The 14,719-nt window shown below is 68.6% G+C and carries 13 protein-coding genes; 7 read left to right on the plus strand and 6 right to left on the minus strand.

From position 1 onward, the window contains the following. Positions 1 to 120: 120 nt before the first annotated feature. Entirely contained in the window at positions 121 to 1,320 is a 1,200-nt protein-coding gene (gene glgA / locus N2M23_RS15200; protein WP_265446604.1) for a glycogen synthase, read from the minus strand. Positions 1,321 to 1,361: 41 nt separating this feature from the next. On the opposite strand from glgA, the gene glgC reads away from it, so the two are divergent. From glgC to cphA, 4 genes are all read left to right on the plus strand, one after another. After that, positions 1,362 to 2,612 (plus strand): glucose-1-phosphate adenylyltransferase, encoded by a 1,251-nt coding sequence (gene glgC / locus N2M23_RS15205; protein ID WP_265446605.1) that lies wholly within the window; start codon positions 1,362 to 1,364, stop codon positions 2,610 to 2,612. Further along, a complete protein-coding gene (gene serB / locus N2M23_RS15210) occupies positions 2,609 to 3,853 on the plus strand; it encodes a phosphoserine phosphatase SerB (RefSeq protein ID WP_265446607.1) in 1,245 nt (414 codons plus the stop codon). Before glgC ends, serB begins: the two co-directional genes overlap by 4 nt. Next, positions 3,846 to 4,730, plus strand: coding sequence for a cyanophycinase (locus N2M23_RS15215; RefSeq protein WP_265446609.1), 885 nt, complete (start codon positions 3,846 to 3,848; stop codon positions 4,728 to 4,730). Before serB ends, N2M23_RS15215 begins: the two co-directional genes overlap by 8 nt. Before the next feature lie 81 nt (positions 4,731 to 4,811). After that, positions 4,812 to 7,643 carry a cyanophycin synthetase gene (gene cphA, locus N2M23_RS15220; RefSeq protein ID WP_265446610.1) on the plus strand — a complete coding sequence of 944 codons (2,832 nt, stop codon included), beginning with the start codon at positions 4,812 to 4,814 and terminating at the stop codon, positions 7,641 to 7,643. A 27-nt stretch (positions 7,644 to 7,670) separates the two neighbouring features. Here the strand turns inward: cphA and N2M23_RS15225 are convergent, their stop codons facing one another. Genes N2M23_RS15225 through N2M23_RS15235 form a run of 3 tightly spaced genes read right to left on the minus strand, consistent with a single transcriptional unit; the run spans position 7,671 to position 11,412 of the window. Beyond that, complete coding sequence (locus tag N2M23_RS15225; RefSeq protein WP_265446611.1) at positions 7,671 to 9,854, minus strand: tetratricopeptide repeat protein; 2,184 nt, start codon at positions 9,852 to 9,854, stop codon at positions 7,671 to 7,673. A gap of 21 nt (positions 9,855 to 9,875) precedes the next feature. Beyond that, on the minus strand, positions 9,876 to 10,643 hold the full coding sequence (gene fabI, locus N2M23_RS15230; protein WP_425270247.1) for an enoyl-ACP reductase FabI: 768 nt from the start codon (positions 10,641 to 10,643) through the stop codon (positions 9,876 to 9,878). Between the two features lie 52 nt (positions 10,644 to 10,695). Next, positions 10,696 to 11,412 carry a beta-ketoacyl-ACP reductase gene (locus N2M23_RS15235; protein WP_265446612.1) on the minus strand — a complete coding sequence of 239 codons (717 nt, stop codon included), beginning with the start codon at positions 11,410 to 11,412 and terminating at the stop codon, positions 10,696 to 10,698. 113 nt (positions 11,413 to 11,525) lie between these two features. Here N2M23_RS15235 and N2M23_RS15240 point away from each other — a divergent pair, with 113 nt between their 5' ends. Both N2M23_RS15240 and N2M23_RS15245 read left to right on the plus strand, forming a co-directional pair. Then, positions 11,526 to 11,828, plus strand: coding sequence for a DUF3099 domain-containing protein (locus N2M23_RS15240; RefSeq protein WP_265446614.1), 303 nt, complete (start codon positions 11,526 to 11,528; stop codon positions 11,826 to 11,828). 19 nt (positions 11,829 to 11,847) lie between these two features. Further along, positions 11,848 to 12,078 (plus strand): hypothetical protein, encoded by a 231-nt coding sequence (locus N2M23_RS15245; RefSeq protein ID WP_265446616.1) that lies wholly within the window; start codon positions 11,848 to 11,850, stop codon positions 12,076 to 12,078. Between the two features lie 21 nt (positions 12,079 to 12,099). Here the strand turns inward: N2M23_RS15245 and moaA are convergent, their stop codons facing one another. Next, a complete protein-coding gene (moaA, locus tag N2M23_RS15250; RefSeq protein ID WP_265446617.1) occupies positions 12,100 to 13,116 on the minus strand; it encodes a GTP 3',8-cyclase MoaA in 1,017 nt (338 codons plus the stop codon). A 33-nt stretch (positions 13,117 to 13,149) separates the two neighbouring features. Here moaA and N2M23_RS15255 point away from each other — a divergent pair, with 33 nt between their 5' ends. Beyond that, positions 13,150 to 13,950, plus strand: coding sequence for an SURF1 family cytochrome oxidase biogenesis protein (locus N2M23_RS15255; protein WP_265446618.1), 801 nt, complete (start codon positions 13,150 to 13,152; stop codon positions 13,948 to 13,950). A gap of 11 nt (positions 13,951 to 13,961) precedes the next feature. Here N2M23_RS15255 and N2M23_RS15260 read toward each other — a convergent pair whose 3' ends face one another. Further along, positions 13,962 to 14,714 (minus strand): enoyl-CoA hydratase family protein, encoded by a 753-nt coding sequence (locus tag N2M23_RS15260; protein WP_265446619.1) that lies wholly within the window; start codon positions 14,712 to 14,714, stop codon positions 13,962 to 13,964. Positions 14,715 to 14,719: the final 5 nt, after the last annotated feature.

The raw sequence follows: 14,719 nt of genomic DNA on the forward strand, positions 1-14,719 counted from the left end.
GGCTACTCGATCAGCACCAAGCCACTGGTTCGGGGTAAGGCTGCTGGCCGGGTAGCCGAGCCAAAGCCCGCTGGTCGAGTAGCCGAGCCGCTAGGCGAGGCGTATCGAGACCAGCACCCCTCAACCGCGCAGCACCGCGTCATACACCTCCTGAGTGCGCGAAGCGACGGTGTCCCAACCGAATTCGCGCACTGCGCGCTCGCGCCCGGCTGCACCACGGCGATGTGCTTCGGCCGGATCAGACACCGCGCGAGTCAGCGTGTCCGCGAGATCCCGCACGAAACGGTCCGGGTCCTTCGGGGTCCCGGTGCCGTCGGTGACCTGATCGATCGGCACCAGCCAGCCGGTCTCGCCGTCCGCGACCACTTCCGGGATGCCGCCGGTGGCAGTGCCGACGACCGCGACACCGCACGCCATCGCCTCCAGGTTGACGATGCCGAGCGGCTCGTAAACCGACGGGCAGACGAAAACCGTTGCGGCAGAGAGCAATGCAATGACATCCGCCCGCGGCAGCATGTCCGGCATCCAGACCACGCCGGTGCGGTCCCGGCGCAGCCCGTCGACCAACGCCTCGACCTCGGCGAGAATCTCCGGGGTGTCCGGCGCGCCCGCGCAGAGCACGAGTTGCACCTCCGGTGGCAGCTCCGCTGCCGCCCGGAGCAGGTAGGGCAAGCCCTTCTGCCGGGTGATCCGGCCGACGAAGATCACGCTCGGCCGCTCCGGGTCGACGCCGTGCCGCCGCACGATCTCGGTCGCCTCCGGCGAGGTATTGCGTTGCCACAGCTGTGCATCGATGCCGTTGTGCACCACGTGCACCTTGGCCGGGTCGAGATCGGGATAGCTGGCCAGCACGTCGGCCCGCATCCCGTGGCTGACCGCGATCACTGCGGCTGCCGCTTCGTACGCGGTCTTCTCGACATACGAGGAGAGTCGGTAGCCGCCACCGAGTTGCTCTGCCTTCCACGGTCGCAACGGCTCGAGACTGTGGGCGGTGACCACATGCGGCATGCCATGCAGCAAGGAGGCGAGGTGGCCGGCGAAGTTGGCATACCAGGTGTGCGAGTGGACCAGATCCGCACCGGCGCAATCCTGCGCGATCTGCAGATCCACTCCCATCGTCCGCAACGCGGCATTGGCCGCAGCCAGTTCCCGCAGATCGGCGTAGCCGGTCGTGTCCGGTTCTGCTACCGGTGCACCGAACGCACGCACCTGCACCGTGTCGCCCCGCTCACGCAGCGCGCGCACCAACTCGGCGACGTGCACCCCCGCGCCGCCGTAGATGTTGGGCGGATATTCCTTCGTCAGCAGATCAACTCGCACAAGACCAGACGCTATCCCTCCGTGGGTCCTAAGTTATGCGTATGGCGCGACGTGGTGGACCTTCCGTTCTGGCAATCGTGCTCGCCGGGGGCGAGGGCAAACGACTCATGCCACTCACGGCGGATCGGGCCAAACCGGCGGTTCCGTTCGGCGGCATCTACCGGCTGATCGACTTCGCGTTGTCCAATCTCGCCAACAGCGGCTTCCTGAAGATGGTCGTGCTGACGCAGTACAAGTCGCACAGCCTCGACCGCCACGTCACCAAGACCTGGCGGATGTCCACGATGCTCGGCAACTACGTCGCTCCCGTGCCTGCACAGCAACGCCGCGGCAAGCAATGGTTCGCCGGGTCCGCGGACGCGATCTACCAGAGCCTCAACCTGATTCACGACGAGCGACCGGACTACGTGGTGGTGGTCGGTGCGGACCACGTCTACCGGATGGATTTCGCCCAGATGCTGGACCAGCACATCGACAGCGGAGCCCGCGCGAGTGTCGCTGCCATCCGTCAGCCCATCGCGCTCGCGGACCAGTTCGGCGTGATCGAGCTCGGTCCGGATGGCGACCGCAAGATTGCTGCATTCCGCGAAAAGCCTTCGGATCCGGTGGGTTTGGCCGATGCACCGCATGAGGTGCTGGCGTCGATGGGCAATTACGTCTTCGACACCGATGCACTCGTCGAGGCGGTGATCGCCGACGCCGACAAGGACGACAGCAAGCACGACATGGGCGGCGACATCATCCCGGCCTTCGTCGACTCCGGTGACGCCTACGCCTACGACTTCCGCGACAACGACATCCCGGGCGTCACTGAGCGCGACTTCGGCTACTGGCGCGACGTCGGCACCATCGACTCGTTCTACGACGCGCACATGGACCTGGTGTCGATCCACCCGATCTTCAACCTCTACAACTACGACTGGCCGATCCTGACGGATGCGAATTCATATCCACCGGCCAAGTTCGTGCACGGCGCGTCCGCCCGGCAGGGTATGGCGACCGGCTCGATGATCTCCTCCGGGACGATCGTGAGCGGTTCGGTGATCGTCGGCTCGATCCTCGGACCGAACGTCCGGGTGCACTCCTTCGCTCAGGTCGACGACTCGGTGTTGATGGACAATGTCGACATCGGGCGGCATTGCCGCATCCGGCGCGCGATCATCGACAAGGATGTCCATGTCCCGGCCGGCGCGAGCATTGGTCTGGACCCGGAGGAGGACCGGGCGCGCGGCTTCACCGTCACTGACTCGGGCCTCACCGTCATCGGCAAGGGAACGGTCATCGAGGCGTGAATCACCCCGCACCACAAGCAACTTCACACGACGACACATTGCTGGCCACGCTCAGCGGCGATGACAGACCGGGTGTCGCCGGCGAACTTCTCGCCGCGGCCGCGGCGACCGACGCCACCGTCCTTGACCTGGAACAAGCGGTGGTGCGTGGACAGCTGCTGCTCACCGCGCTGTTGCGACCGGCCGCCGGGACCGCCGAGCGGCTGTCGGCCGATCTGCGCGCGATCGCCGAGACGCACCGATTGACGATCCGGCTGGTCGCCGGGCGTGGTGACAACCCGGCTCGCCGGACCGGCCGTGCGTCGGTGGTCGTCATCGGCGCACCCCTGCGCGCGACCGGCCTGGCAGCGCTGACCGCCACAATCGGCGAGCAAGGGGCCAATATCGACCGGGTACGACGGCTGTCCCGCGATCCGGTCACCACCTTGGAACTCGACCTGTCCGGTGCCGATGTCGCGTCATTGCGCCGAGAGTTGGCCCTGGTGGCGGCGGCGAACGCGCTCGACGTGGCGGTCGCTCCGGGCGGTCTTGCCAGGCGCGGACGCCGCCTGCTCGTGATGGACGTCGACAGCACGCTGATCCAGGACGAGGTCATCGAACTACTCGCCCAACACGCCGGTCGCGAGGCGCAGGTCGCGGCGGTCACCGAGCGCGCGATGCGCGGCGAACTCGACTTCACCGAGAGCCTGCACGAACGGGTGAAAGCGCTTGCCGGGCTGGATGAGTCGGTCTTCGAGCAGGTGCGTGCCGCCATACGCCTCACCCCCGGTGCCCGCACCCTGGTGCGCACCGTCAAGCGGCTCGGCTTCACGGTCGCGGTCGTGTCCGGCGGCTTCCTGGAGATCGTCGGTCCCCTTGCCACCGAACTCGGCATCGACCACGCCCACGCCAACCAGCTCGAGGTGCGCGACGGGAAGCTCACCGGTCGGGTTCTGGGCACGGTGGTCGACCGGGCCGAAAAGGCGCGTGCACTCAGGCGATTCGCCCAGACCGAAGGTCTGCCACTGTCACGCACGGTCGCTGTCGGCGACGGCGCCAACGACCTCGACATGCTCGCCGCGGCTGGGCTCGGCGTCGCCTTCAACGCCAAACCGATCGTCCGCGAGCAGGCGGATGCCACGGTCAACGTGCCCTACCTCGACGCGGTGCTCTTCATGCTCGGCATCTCACGCGAGGAGGTCGAAGACGCGGACGACGCCGCGGATCCGCAGACCGCCTCACTAGACTCATCCCATGTCTGAGGCGTCGCACCGGTCCCTGCTCGTCATCGGTGGAGCCGAGGACAAGGTCGGCCGGGTGACGATCCTGCGGCGTTTCGTGCGTCTCGCCGGTGGTCGGAAGGCGCGCATCGTCGTCATACCCACCGCCTCGTCGGTGCCGGACGAGGTCGTCGACGTCTACTCGACGGTCTTTTCCCGGCTCGGCGCTCAGCAGATCGATGCGGTCGACCCGCGCACCCGGGTGGCCAGCAGCGACCAGGACCTGCGCGACCTGGTCGACAACTCGACCGGGATCTTTCTCTCCGGCGGCAACCAGCTGAAGCTCAGCCAACTCATCGTCGGCACGCCGCTCGGCGAGTCGATCCTCAAGGCCTACGAGCGCGGTGCGGTCGTGGCCGGCACCTCCGCCGGCGCCTCGATCATGAGCCAGTTCATGATCTCGATGGGTGACGAGGGGGTGACTCCCCGACAGCGGTCCAGTCAGCTCACCGCCGGCCTGGGGCTGTTGCCCGGCGTCATCGTCGATCAGCACTTCGACCAGCGCGCCCGCTACGGGCGGTTGCTGTCGCTGGTGGCTACCTCGCCGAGCCTGCTCGGCATGGGCATCGACGAGGACACCGCCGCCGAGATCACCGACGGCACCGAGCTGACCGTGGTCGGCTCGGGCGCGGTGTTCGTGGTCGACGCGCGCAACGCGGTGACCGACGCGCACGAAGCACGCCGGGACGCGCCACTGCTCGTGACCGGCGCCGTCGTACACACTCTGCCGTTCGGGGCGACCTTCGACCTGCCGACGGCGACCCTCACCGACTTCTCCGAGAAGTATGCCGATCTGGCCGTCTCGACCAGCCGGGACCGGCACGACGCGGCCACCGCCGCCGCGGCGTTGCGCCGTTGAGCCGAGCGCACCAGACTCTGTCTGGCTTTACCCCCACGTTCGCCCGAGGAAGGATTGACCACCATTTCGACGAACTCCCCCATGCCTCCCGCAGACGCCCGACTCACGGTGCTGCAGACCCGGGTCTACCGCGGCCCGAATGTGTGGTCGTACGACCAGGCGATCCATCTGGTGATCGATCTCGGGGCGCTCGAGGACTTCCCGACCGACAAGCTGGCCGGATTCACCGACCGGCTGGTCGCATTGCTGCCGCGCATCGAGGAGCACACCTGCTCCCGAGGACGCCGCGGCGGGTTCGTCGAACGCATGCGGGAAGGCACCTGGCTGGGTCATGTCGCAGAGCATGTCGCCCTCGAGCTGCAGCAGGAGGCCGGGCACGACCTGCGTCGCGGCAAGACCCGAGAGGACAAGGGCCGGCCGGGCGTCTACAACGTCATCTTCGGCTTCTACGACGAGCGTGTGGGACTCGCCGCGGGTGAACTCGCCGTCCGACTGGTCAACGAATTGGTCCATCCCACATCGGATTTCGACTTCGATGCAGAGCGCGAACGCTTCTTGCGCCTCGCCGCGCGCACCGCGTTCGGGCCGTCGACCGCCGCGATCGTCGAAGAGGCGGTCAGCCGCGACATCCCGTGGACGCGGCTCAACCAGCAGTCGCTCGTGCAACTCGGCCAGGGTGTGCACGCGCAGCGCATCCGGGCGACGATGACGTCGCACACCTCGGCGTTGGCGGTCGACATCGCCGGCGACAAGAACCTCACCGCGACCCTGCTCGGTTCGGCCGGGCTGCCGGTGCCCAAGGCCGAGACCGTGCGCACTGCGGACGGGGCCGTGGCCGCCGCTCGCCGCATCGGCTTCCCGGTCGTAGTCAAGCCGCTGGACGGCAATCACGGCCGCGGCGTCATCCTCGACCTGCAGTCCGATGAGCAGGTGCGCGAGGCATTCCCGCTCGCAGAGGAGCAAAGCCGCCGCGGCATCGTGCAGGTCGAGTCCTTCATCACCGGCAAGGACTACCGGTGCCTGATCATCGGCGGCCGGATGGCGGCCATCGCCGAGCGTGTCCCGGCGCATGTCATCGGCGACGGCGAGCACACCGTCGCCGAACTCGTCGAGATCACCAACTCAGATCCGCGCCGCGGTGTCGGCCACGAGAAGGTGCTGACCCGGATCACCGTGGATGACGCCGCGGTCGAGCTCGTCCGCGAGCAGGGCTACGCGATGGACGACGTGCCGGCATCGGGTGACATGGTCAAGCTCGCGCTCACCGGCAACATGTCGACCGGCGGCATCTCGGTCGACCGCACCTTCGACGCGCACCCGGACAACGTCGAGATCGCCGAGGAGGCCGCACAACTCATCGGCCTCGACATCGCCGGCATCGACTTCATCTGTCCCGATATCACCGCGCCCGTGCGCGAGACCGGCGGAGCCATCTGCGAAGTAAACGCCGCACCGGGCTTCCGCATGCACACCCATCCGACGGTCGGTGAGCCTCAGTTCATCGCCAAACCCGTTGTGGACCTGCTGTTTCCGCCCGGATCGTCGTCACGAGTGCCGATCGTCGCTGTCACCGGCACCAACGGCAAGACGACCACATCGCGAATGTTGGCGCACATCATGAAGGGCCTGGGCCGAAAAGTCGGGATGACCTCGACCGACGGCATCGTGATCGACGAACGCCTGGTGATCCGGGCCGACGCGTCCGGGCCGCGCTCAGCGCGGATGGTGCTGCAAAACCCCCGGGTCGACTTCGCGGTCATGGAGGTCGCCCGCGGCGGCATCCTGCGCGAGGGGCTCGGCTACGACCGCAACGACATCGCCGTCGTCACCAACATCCAGGCCGATCACCTCGGCATGCGCGGCATCGACACTCTTGAGCAATTGGCCGATGTGAAATCCGTTGTCGTCGAAGCGGTTCCGCGCGACGGCTTCGCCGTGCTCAACGCCGACGACCGGCTGGTGCGCGCGATGCGGCGCCGCTGCCGCGGCACGATCGTGTGGTTCTCGATGGAACCGCCGGGCAGCCCGGTGCGCGACTTCATCGACGAGCGCTGCCGTCGAGGCGCGCGTGCCGTCGTACTCGAACCATCCGATCGTGGCGAGATGATCGTGCTCAAGCAGGGACGACGTTCGATGCCACTCGCGTGGACGCATCTGCTGCCGTCGACCTTCGGCGGCGCGGCCAGGATGAATGTCGCCAACGCGCTGGCCGCAGCTGGTGCAGCCTTCGCCGCCGGTGCGCCGCTGCACGACATCCGGCAGGGTTTGCGCACCTTCGACACCACCTACTACCTGTCCCCCGGCCGGCTGAACCGGGTCGAGGTCAACCACGCCGAGGTGTTCGTCGACTACTGCCACAACCCGCCCGGCATGCGGATGCTCGGCGACTTCGTCGAGTCCTACGCGAAGTCGCGCCAGGGCGCGGCCGAGCACCGCATCTCCCGCATCGGCATGGTCGGCGCGGCCGGCGACCGGCGCGACGACGACATCCGCGAGCTCGGGGCGATCGCGGCCCAGCACTTCGACGTACTCGTGCTCCGCGAGGACGCCAATCTGCGGCGTCGCGCACCGGGTGAGTCGGCCAAGCTGCTCGAGGAAGGCGTGCGCGCGGCGCAGGCCGACGGTGCCCGATGCCGTCAGGTGGTGACCGTGCTCGACGAACTCGACGCCACCCGCCACTCGGTGCGGCTGGCCAACCCCGGTGACCTGGTGATGCTCTGCGTCGATCAGCACGGCGCCGTGCTGGCCGAGCTCGAGAGCTTCACTCACCAGGCCGCCGCCGGCGCCCGCACCGACGAGGACCGCCCCGGCGATCCCGACCTCGACCCGCAGCAACTGACCTCCGAAGCAGCCGAGTCATCGGCGGCGGAGGACGGCGAACTCCGCGAGGTGCTGGACGGCCGCGAGGGCTGACTCACGTGGGCACGCCGCGCGCGCCGCTCAGTCGATCGCGGCGGTGAAGCGGGCCAGTGAGTTGTGGTAGCGCTGCACGTCCGTGTCGGTGCTCGCGGCCGCCACATGCATTGCGGTCGAACGCAATGCCTCGACGTCACGACCGAGGTCGTGCAGCGTGAGCGCGCGGAAGAGCACGATCGCGGTGTTGTCCGGATAGTCGCTCACGAGTCGATCGAGTATGACGAGAGATTCGTCCAGGCGGCCGAGGTGTCGCAACGTGGAGGCCTTCTGGATCAGCGCTCGATGCCGGAACGGCTCACGCAATCCGGCGGCGATCGCCTCGTCGTAGCGCGCGAGCGCGGTCTCCTCCTCGCCTGCCGAATCGTAGGTGCCGGCGAACTCATACAGCACCCGGCCGTCCCCTGGGAAGCGCTCGTACAGCGCCTGCGCGGTGCGGATCCGGCGTTGCGCGTCGTCGTCCTGCCAGAGAGCAGCCAGCTCCTGCTCCGCCTCGTGCTCGCCGCGGGCGCCGACGACCTTGCGCCGGATCGCGGCGGCATCGTCCGCGCTCGCGCCGTGCCCGATCAGCCAGTCGTGCAGTTTGGCCCGGTCGGAGTGGGTCATCAACGCGACGACATCTCCGTCGTGTGCCGTCTGCAACAGCTCCTGCAGACCGCTGGACTCATCCGGCCAGGATGCGATCGGCGTCACTCCGACCCGGGAAAGCCCTTCGCGCAGAAAGGATTCCAGGTTTTCCACCGTCCGGCCGCGCAGGTAGTGCTCTTTGTGCACTACGTGCACCCGGTCGGCCGCCAGACCGGCCTGCTCCCCCATCGCGACCAGGATCTCGTCGGTGCGGTCGCCACCGGTGCCGAGTCCCAGCAGCAGTGAGGAGCCCGGCTGACACAAGCCGCGAGACACCCGGAGCAGAGCTTCGAGGCCGGCTTCGTTGTGCGCCATGTCCAGCACGACCGTTGCGGCGCCACCGGTCACCGGTGCGCTGTAGATGTTCATCCGGCCGGGGTTGTGCAGGTGGTCGGGTGCGAAGGTGCGCAGGCCCTCGATGACCGACTCACGGGACAACCCCGCACCGAGTCCGGCCGCTGCGCCGGCCAGCGCGTTGGCGATGTTGTGCTCCGAGAGACCGGCCAGTGTCATCGGCACGTCCAGCAGGCTGACCAGCCGGTCGGGCGACTCTCCTGGGCGCAGCACGGTGATGTCGCCGTCGAGCACCGTGATGCCGCGCCCGTGCGCGTCCAGCGATTCGCGCAGTGCCGGTGAGTCGGCGAAAAGGCTGAAACACCAAGGCTTCGCGCTGGCCGACGATCGCATCGCCCAGACGCGGGGGTCGTCCCCGTTGAGCACCACCCAGCCGCCCGGTTTGGTGACCTTGGTGATGATCGCCTTGACCTCGGCGAGCTGGTCGACGGTGTCGATGCCGTTCATGCCGAGGTGGTCGGCACTGACGTTGGTGACCACGCTGACATCGTTGACCGCAACCCCGAGGCCGCGCAGCAGCATGCCGCCGCGCGCGGTCTCCAGCACCCCGAACTCCACGCCGTCGGCATCCAGCACGGTGCGCGCGCCGGCCGGCCCGGAGTAGTCACCGCGTTCGACGAGTTCGCCCTGCACCAGCACGCCGTCGGTGGAGCTCCAGCCGGTGTGCAAGCCGGCGGACATCGCAAGATGGGCGACCAGCCGGGTGGTCGTCGTCTTGCCGTTGGTGCCGGTGACCGCGACGACGGGGATGCGCGGCCGCACCGGTCGCAGCGTCTCTCCGGCCGGCTGCTCCAGCACGGTCGCGGCAGCAACGCCGACGCGATCGGTGGACGGCCCGCCGGCGATGAGGTCGCACAACAGCGGCTCCAGCACCGCGCCGACTGCCTCGGCCCGGCCGCGGTTGTTCAACGCGAACGCGATCACGATCTCATCCGCTGCGCTGCCCGGGCGCACCCGCACTCCGAGCCGCGACGCACCGGTCTCGCGCACCAGCAGCCGCACGGCGCGTTCCACCAGGCGCAGCACGAACCGGCGGCGAGTCTCGGTGCCGGCATCGCCGGGGTCGCTGCGGCGCACGCCGAGCGAGCGCCCCAATGCGCGCAGCTGCTCACTGTCGCCGGACAGATAGCCCGGCACCTCCACGGTGATCTTCGCCGCGGGACGAGTGAAGTAGAGATTGGGGCCTTCGAGAACCCGCACCTCGGTGACCGAGGCTGCACTGCTGGCCATAACCGAAATCGTAAGGGGCAGCTACTGACCCATCGCGTGCACGCCACCGTCGACGTGGACGATCTCGCCGGTCGTCGCGGGGAACCAGTCGGACATCAACGCAACGCATGCCTGCGCTGCCGGCACCGGGTCGCTGATGTCCCAACCCAGCGGCGCCCGCTCCCCCCAGACCTCCTCGAAGCGTTCGAAGCCGGGGATCGACTTGGCCGCGGTGGTCCGGATCGGGCCGGCCGCGACCAGATTGGACCGGACCCCGTGTTCGCCGAGGTCGCGCGCGAGATAGCGGTTGGTGGACTCGAAGGCGGCCTTGGCCACCCCCATCCAGTCATAGACCGGCCAGGCGAACTTCGCATCGAAGGTGAGGCCGACCAGGGACGAACCCTTAGTCATCAATGGAAGCGCAGCAACCGCAAGAGATTTCAGTGAGTATGCCGAAGCGTGCAGTGCGATCGACGCGTCCTCCCAGCTGCCCTCCAGGAAGTTGAAGGCACCCGGTGGGGCGAAACCGATGGAGTGCAGCACGCCGTCGAGCGAGTCCACCCCGGCAGCACGCAGCCGATCTGCGAGCGTGGTCAGGTGGTCGTCCTCGGTGACATCGAGCTCGAGCAGCTCCGGGGTCTTCGGCAGCCGCTTGCTGATCGTCTGGGTGATGCGCATGACCCGGCCGAAGGAGGTGATGACGACCTCCGCCCCCTGTTCCTGCGCGATCCGCGCGACGTGGAACGCGATGGAGGACTCCATCGTGATGCCGGTGATCAACAGCCGCTTGCCTTCGACGATGCCTGCCACGTCGTCTCCTCGTCTTGTCGTTCGGGTGAAAAGTGTGCGGGGTCAGCGGGTTTCAGTGACCCATGCCGAGTCCGCCGTCGACCGGGATCACCGCTCCGCTGATGTATGACGCAGCGTCACTCGCCAGGAAGTGCACCACTTGTGCGACCTCCTCCGGCTCGGCCAGGCGGCCGGCCGGGATCGAGTCGACATACGCCGTGCGCTGCTCCTCGGGCAACGCACGCGTCATGTCGGTGTCGATGAAGCCGGGTGCGACGACGTTGGCGGTGATCGACCGCTTGCCGAGCTCGCGAGTGATCGACCGGGCCAGCCCGACCAGGCCGGCCTTGGAAGCGGCGTAATTGGCCTGTCCAGGCCCACCGAGCAGCCCGATCACACTGGAAACAAAGACGATCCGGCCACGCTTGAGTCGGATCATGCCCTTGGTCGCGCGCCGCGCGCACCGGAATGCTCCGGTGAGGTTGGTCTCGATCACCGAGTCGAAGTCGTCGTCGCTCATCCGCATCAGCAGCGTGTCGTGGGTGATGCCGGCGTTGGCGATCACCACCTCCACGGGCCGGCCGAACTTCTCCTCGGCGGCCGTGAAGGCCGCGTCCACCGACGCGCTGTCGGTGACGTCACAGGCGACCACCGTCGCGCCCTCCGGGCCACCGGATCCACTGCGAGAGGTGACCACCACGTCGTCACCGCCGGCCACGAACACCTGCGCGATCGCTGCGCCGATGCCTCGATTTCCTCCGGTCACCAGCACGGTCCGTGGCTGCGGCATGAAGTGTTGTCTCCTTCGGTTGAGGCGTGGTCGGTCCGGCCCGCAAAAACCCTAGAGGACTACTACGCGGTAGCGCTCACGGGCGCCGGATGCAGGGAGCCTAGACTGGACTGGTGCCCCGTCCCCCCGAGCATGGCCCCGTGCAGTCGGCAACCAACCTGCCGCTGCCGGCCAAGCATGACCAGGACGTGCGCATGCGCAACTACGCGATCGCGATGGGCATCCGCACTCTCGCGTTCGTCCTGGCGTTCGTGCTCGACGGCTGGATCCGCTGGGTGCTGGTCGCGATGGCCGCGCTGCTGCCCGAGATTGCGGTGATCGGAGCCAACGCCGCCAACCAGAAGCGCAAGGTGGTGCGCGGTCGGCAGGCACCATCCGATGCACGCCGGCAGTTGCACGGGCCCAGCTCTCGGTGAGCCCCGCGGTGATCACCCGATGAGCCTGCCATTGCCCGGCGCGCAGCCGGCAGCCCGGCAGTGCAGCGCCAAGGGCTGCCGCCGGGATGCGTCATACGCCCTGCTGTGGCGCAATCCGAAGATCCACCCCGAGGATCGGCACAAGACCTGGCTGGCCTGCGAGGAGCACCGCTCATCGCTCAGCGAATTTCTCAGCCTGCGCGGCTTCCCGATGAAGGTCGTGCCGATCGCGGATCTGCCCGGCGACTGACCCGGGGATCGCCGGGTGGTCCTACCCGCCGATCGACGACATCGGGCGGTCCGGCTGCCGGAAGGTCGGCTCGCCGATGCCGTGCCCGCGCCGCTTGGCCAGCATCGTCCGCTGTATGACGGCAGCCAACTCCTCGTCGCTCGCGCCGGCACGCAGCGGCGTCCGCAGGTCGCCCTCGTCGCGCGCGAAGAGGCAGTTGCGCACCTGACCGTCTGCGGTCAGCCGCACGCGGTCGCAGGCGGCGCAGAACGGCGCGGTGACGCTCGCGATGACCCCGACCGTCGCCGGGCCGCCGTCGACCAGGAACACCTGCGCCGGCGCACTTCCCCGCGCCTCGTCGGGCAGCGGGGTGAGGGTGAATCGCTCGCCGAGCCGCTCGTGCAACTGGGCCGAGGTCAGCATCCGGTCCCGGTCCCAGGCGTGCTGCGCGTCGAGCGGCATCTGCTCGATGAAGCGCAGCTCGAGGCCGCGGTCCAGGCACCACTGCAGCAGCCCGGCCGGGTTGTCCCGGCCGAACTCGTCGTGCATCGCGACGGCGTTGATCTTGACCGGCGCCAGCCCCGCGTCCTGTGCCGCCTTGATGCCGCGCTCCACGTCGTGGAAGCGGTCGCGCCGGGTGAGTTCGGCGAAGCGGCGGGGGTCGACGGTGTCCAGCGAGACGTTGACCCGGGCCAGGCCCGCCTCGGCAAGTGGGGCGGCCAGCCGGTCCAGGCCGACGCCGTTGGTGGTCATCGCCATCCGTGGCGCCTCCGGCAGCGCGCCGATGCGTCGTACGACCTCGACCAGCCCGCGCCGCAGCAGCGGCTCGCCGCCGGTCAACCGCACCGACCGCACCCCGAGCCCGGTGAAGATGCCGACCACCCGGACGAGTTCGTCGTCGGTCAGCATTTCCGGGCGCGGCAACCAGTCGAGCCCTTCGGCGGGCATGCAGTAGGTGCAGCGCAGATTGCACCGGTCGGTCACGGAGACCCGCAGGTCGGTCGCGACCCGACCGAAGCCGTCCGGCAGTCCGGGTGCGTTCGGGGAGAGGTGGGTCATAGGCCTCCAGCCTACGGCGGGTAACGTCCTGGCGTGCTTCGTGTGCTGCTCACCCGTCGTTGGTTGACCTGGCTGCTGGTCGCCGTGGTGTGGGCGATCGCCTGTGTCTTCCTCGGGCGATGGCAGTGGCACCGCTACGAATCCAAGTCCCTGTCGCAGCATCAGGTGTCCGACAATTACAACGGCACGCCCGTCTCGGTCGACTCCGTGCTGAAGACGCCGGACAGCAAGCTCACCGCGGACGACAAGTGGACCCAGGTGCGGCTCGTCGGCCGGTATGACGACGGCAAGCGCGTGCTGGCGCGTAATCGCCCCAACAACAGCTACTACGGCTACGAGGTGCTCATCCCGTTCCGGCAGAACGACGGGAGCACCGTCCTGGTCGACCGCGGCTGGATCGACAACGGGCCGACCGCAGCCGCGCCGGCGTCCGTGCCCGCCACCCCGAGCGGTGAGGTCACCATCACCGGCTGGTTGCTGCCGAGCGAGAAGAGCGCCGCCAAGCAGAGCGTGAGCGGGCAGGTCTCCTCGATCAACCTCCCCGAGATCCGGCGGATGACCGGTGACTCGATCCACCCCGGCGGCTATGTGCTGATGCGCACCGAGAAGACCGCAACCGGCGCGGTCCCGGCCAAACCGGCGCCGCTGCCCAAACCCGATCCCGGTTCGTATGCCGGCATCAACCTCAGCTACGCGTTGCAGTGGTGGGCCGCGGCGGTCTGCGGGTTCGGCTTCCTCTTCTACCGGATGCGGCGCGAACACCTCGAAGCCACCCGCGGCCCGCGCCCGCGCAAGCCGAAGAAGGTGCGCATCTGGGACGAAGAGGACGGGTGAGCGCGTCCCTCCTACTTCTTCTTCCGGTTGAGGAAGGCCAGCATGGCCTCGCGCGCCTCGTCGGAGTTGAACAGGCTCGCCGACAACTCCGCCAGGGCGTCGCCACGCTCGTCGATGCCCGCGATCAGCGGGGCGTTGACCAGCTTCTTGCTCTCCCGCAACCCCTGCGGGCTGCCCTTGAGCAGGTCCCCGGTGACCGTCGTGACGGTCGCGTCGAGTTGCTCGGCCGGCACGGCCTGTGAGATCAGGCCCATCTGCTCGGCGGCGGCCGCGTCGAACGTCTCGGCAGTCAGGAAGGTGCGGGCGGCGGCCCGGCTGGTGAGGCGCGGCAGCGTGGTGAGCGAGATCGCCGCAGGGGCCAGCCCGAGCCGCGCCTCGGTGAAGGCGAAGGTGACAGTGTCGGCGGAGATCACGATGTCCGCGGCGCCGACGATGCCGAGCCCGCCGGCCCGCACCGGTCCCTGCAGGCGGACGACGACCGGGGTGTCGGCGGCCAGGATCATCCGCTGCAGGTCGATCAGGCCGCGGGCGCCGGTCGTCATACCGCCCGCACTGGCCTCGGACAGGTCGGCGCCGGAGCAGAAGACGGGGCCGGCGGCAGCCAGCACAATCGCGCGCACCGACTCGTCGGCGTCGGCCTGCCCGAACGCCGCGACCAGCTCGGTCACCAGCTGACTGCTCAGCGCGTTGCGGTTGTGCGGACTGTCGAGGGTGATGGTGGCGACACCGTCGCCGACCTGCAGATGCACGAGTTCGGTCGTCATGTGAG

It is taken from the genome of Flexivirga meconopsidis (assembly GCF_026162425.1).
Lineage (GTDB): Bacteria > Actinomycetota > Actinomycetes > Actinomycetales > Dermatophilaceae > Flexivirga > Flexivirga meconopsidis.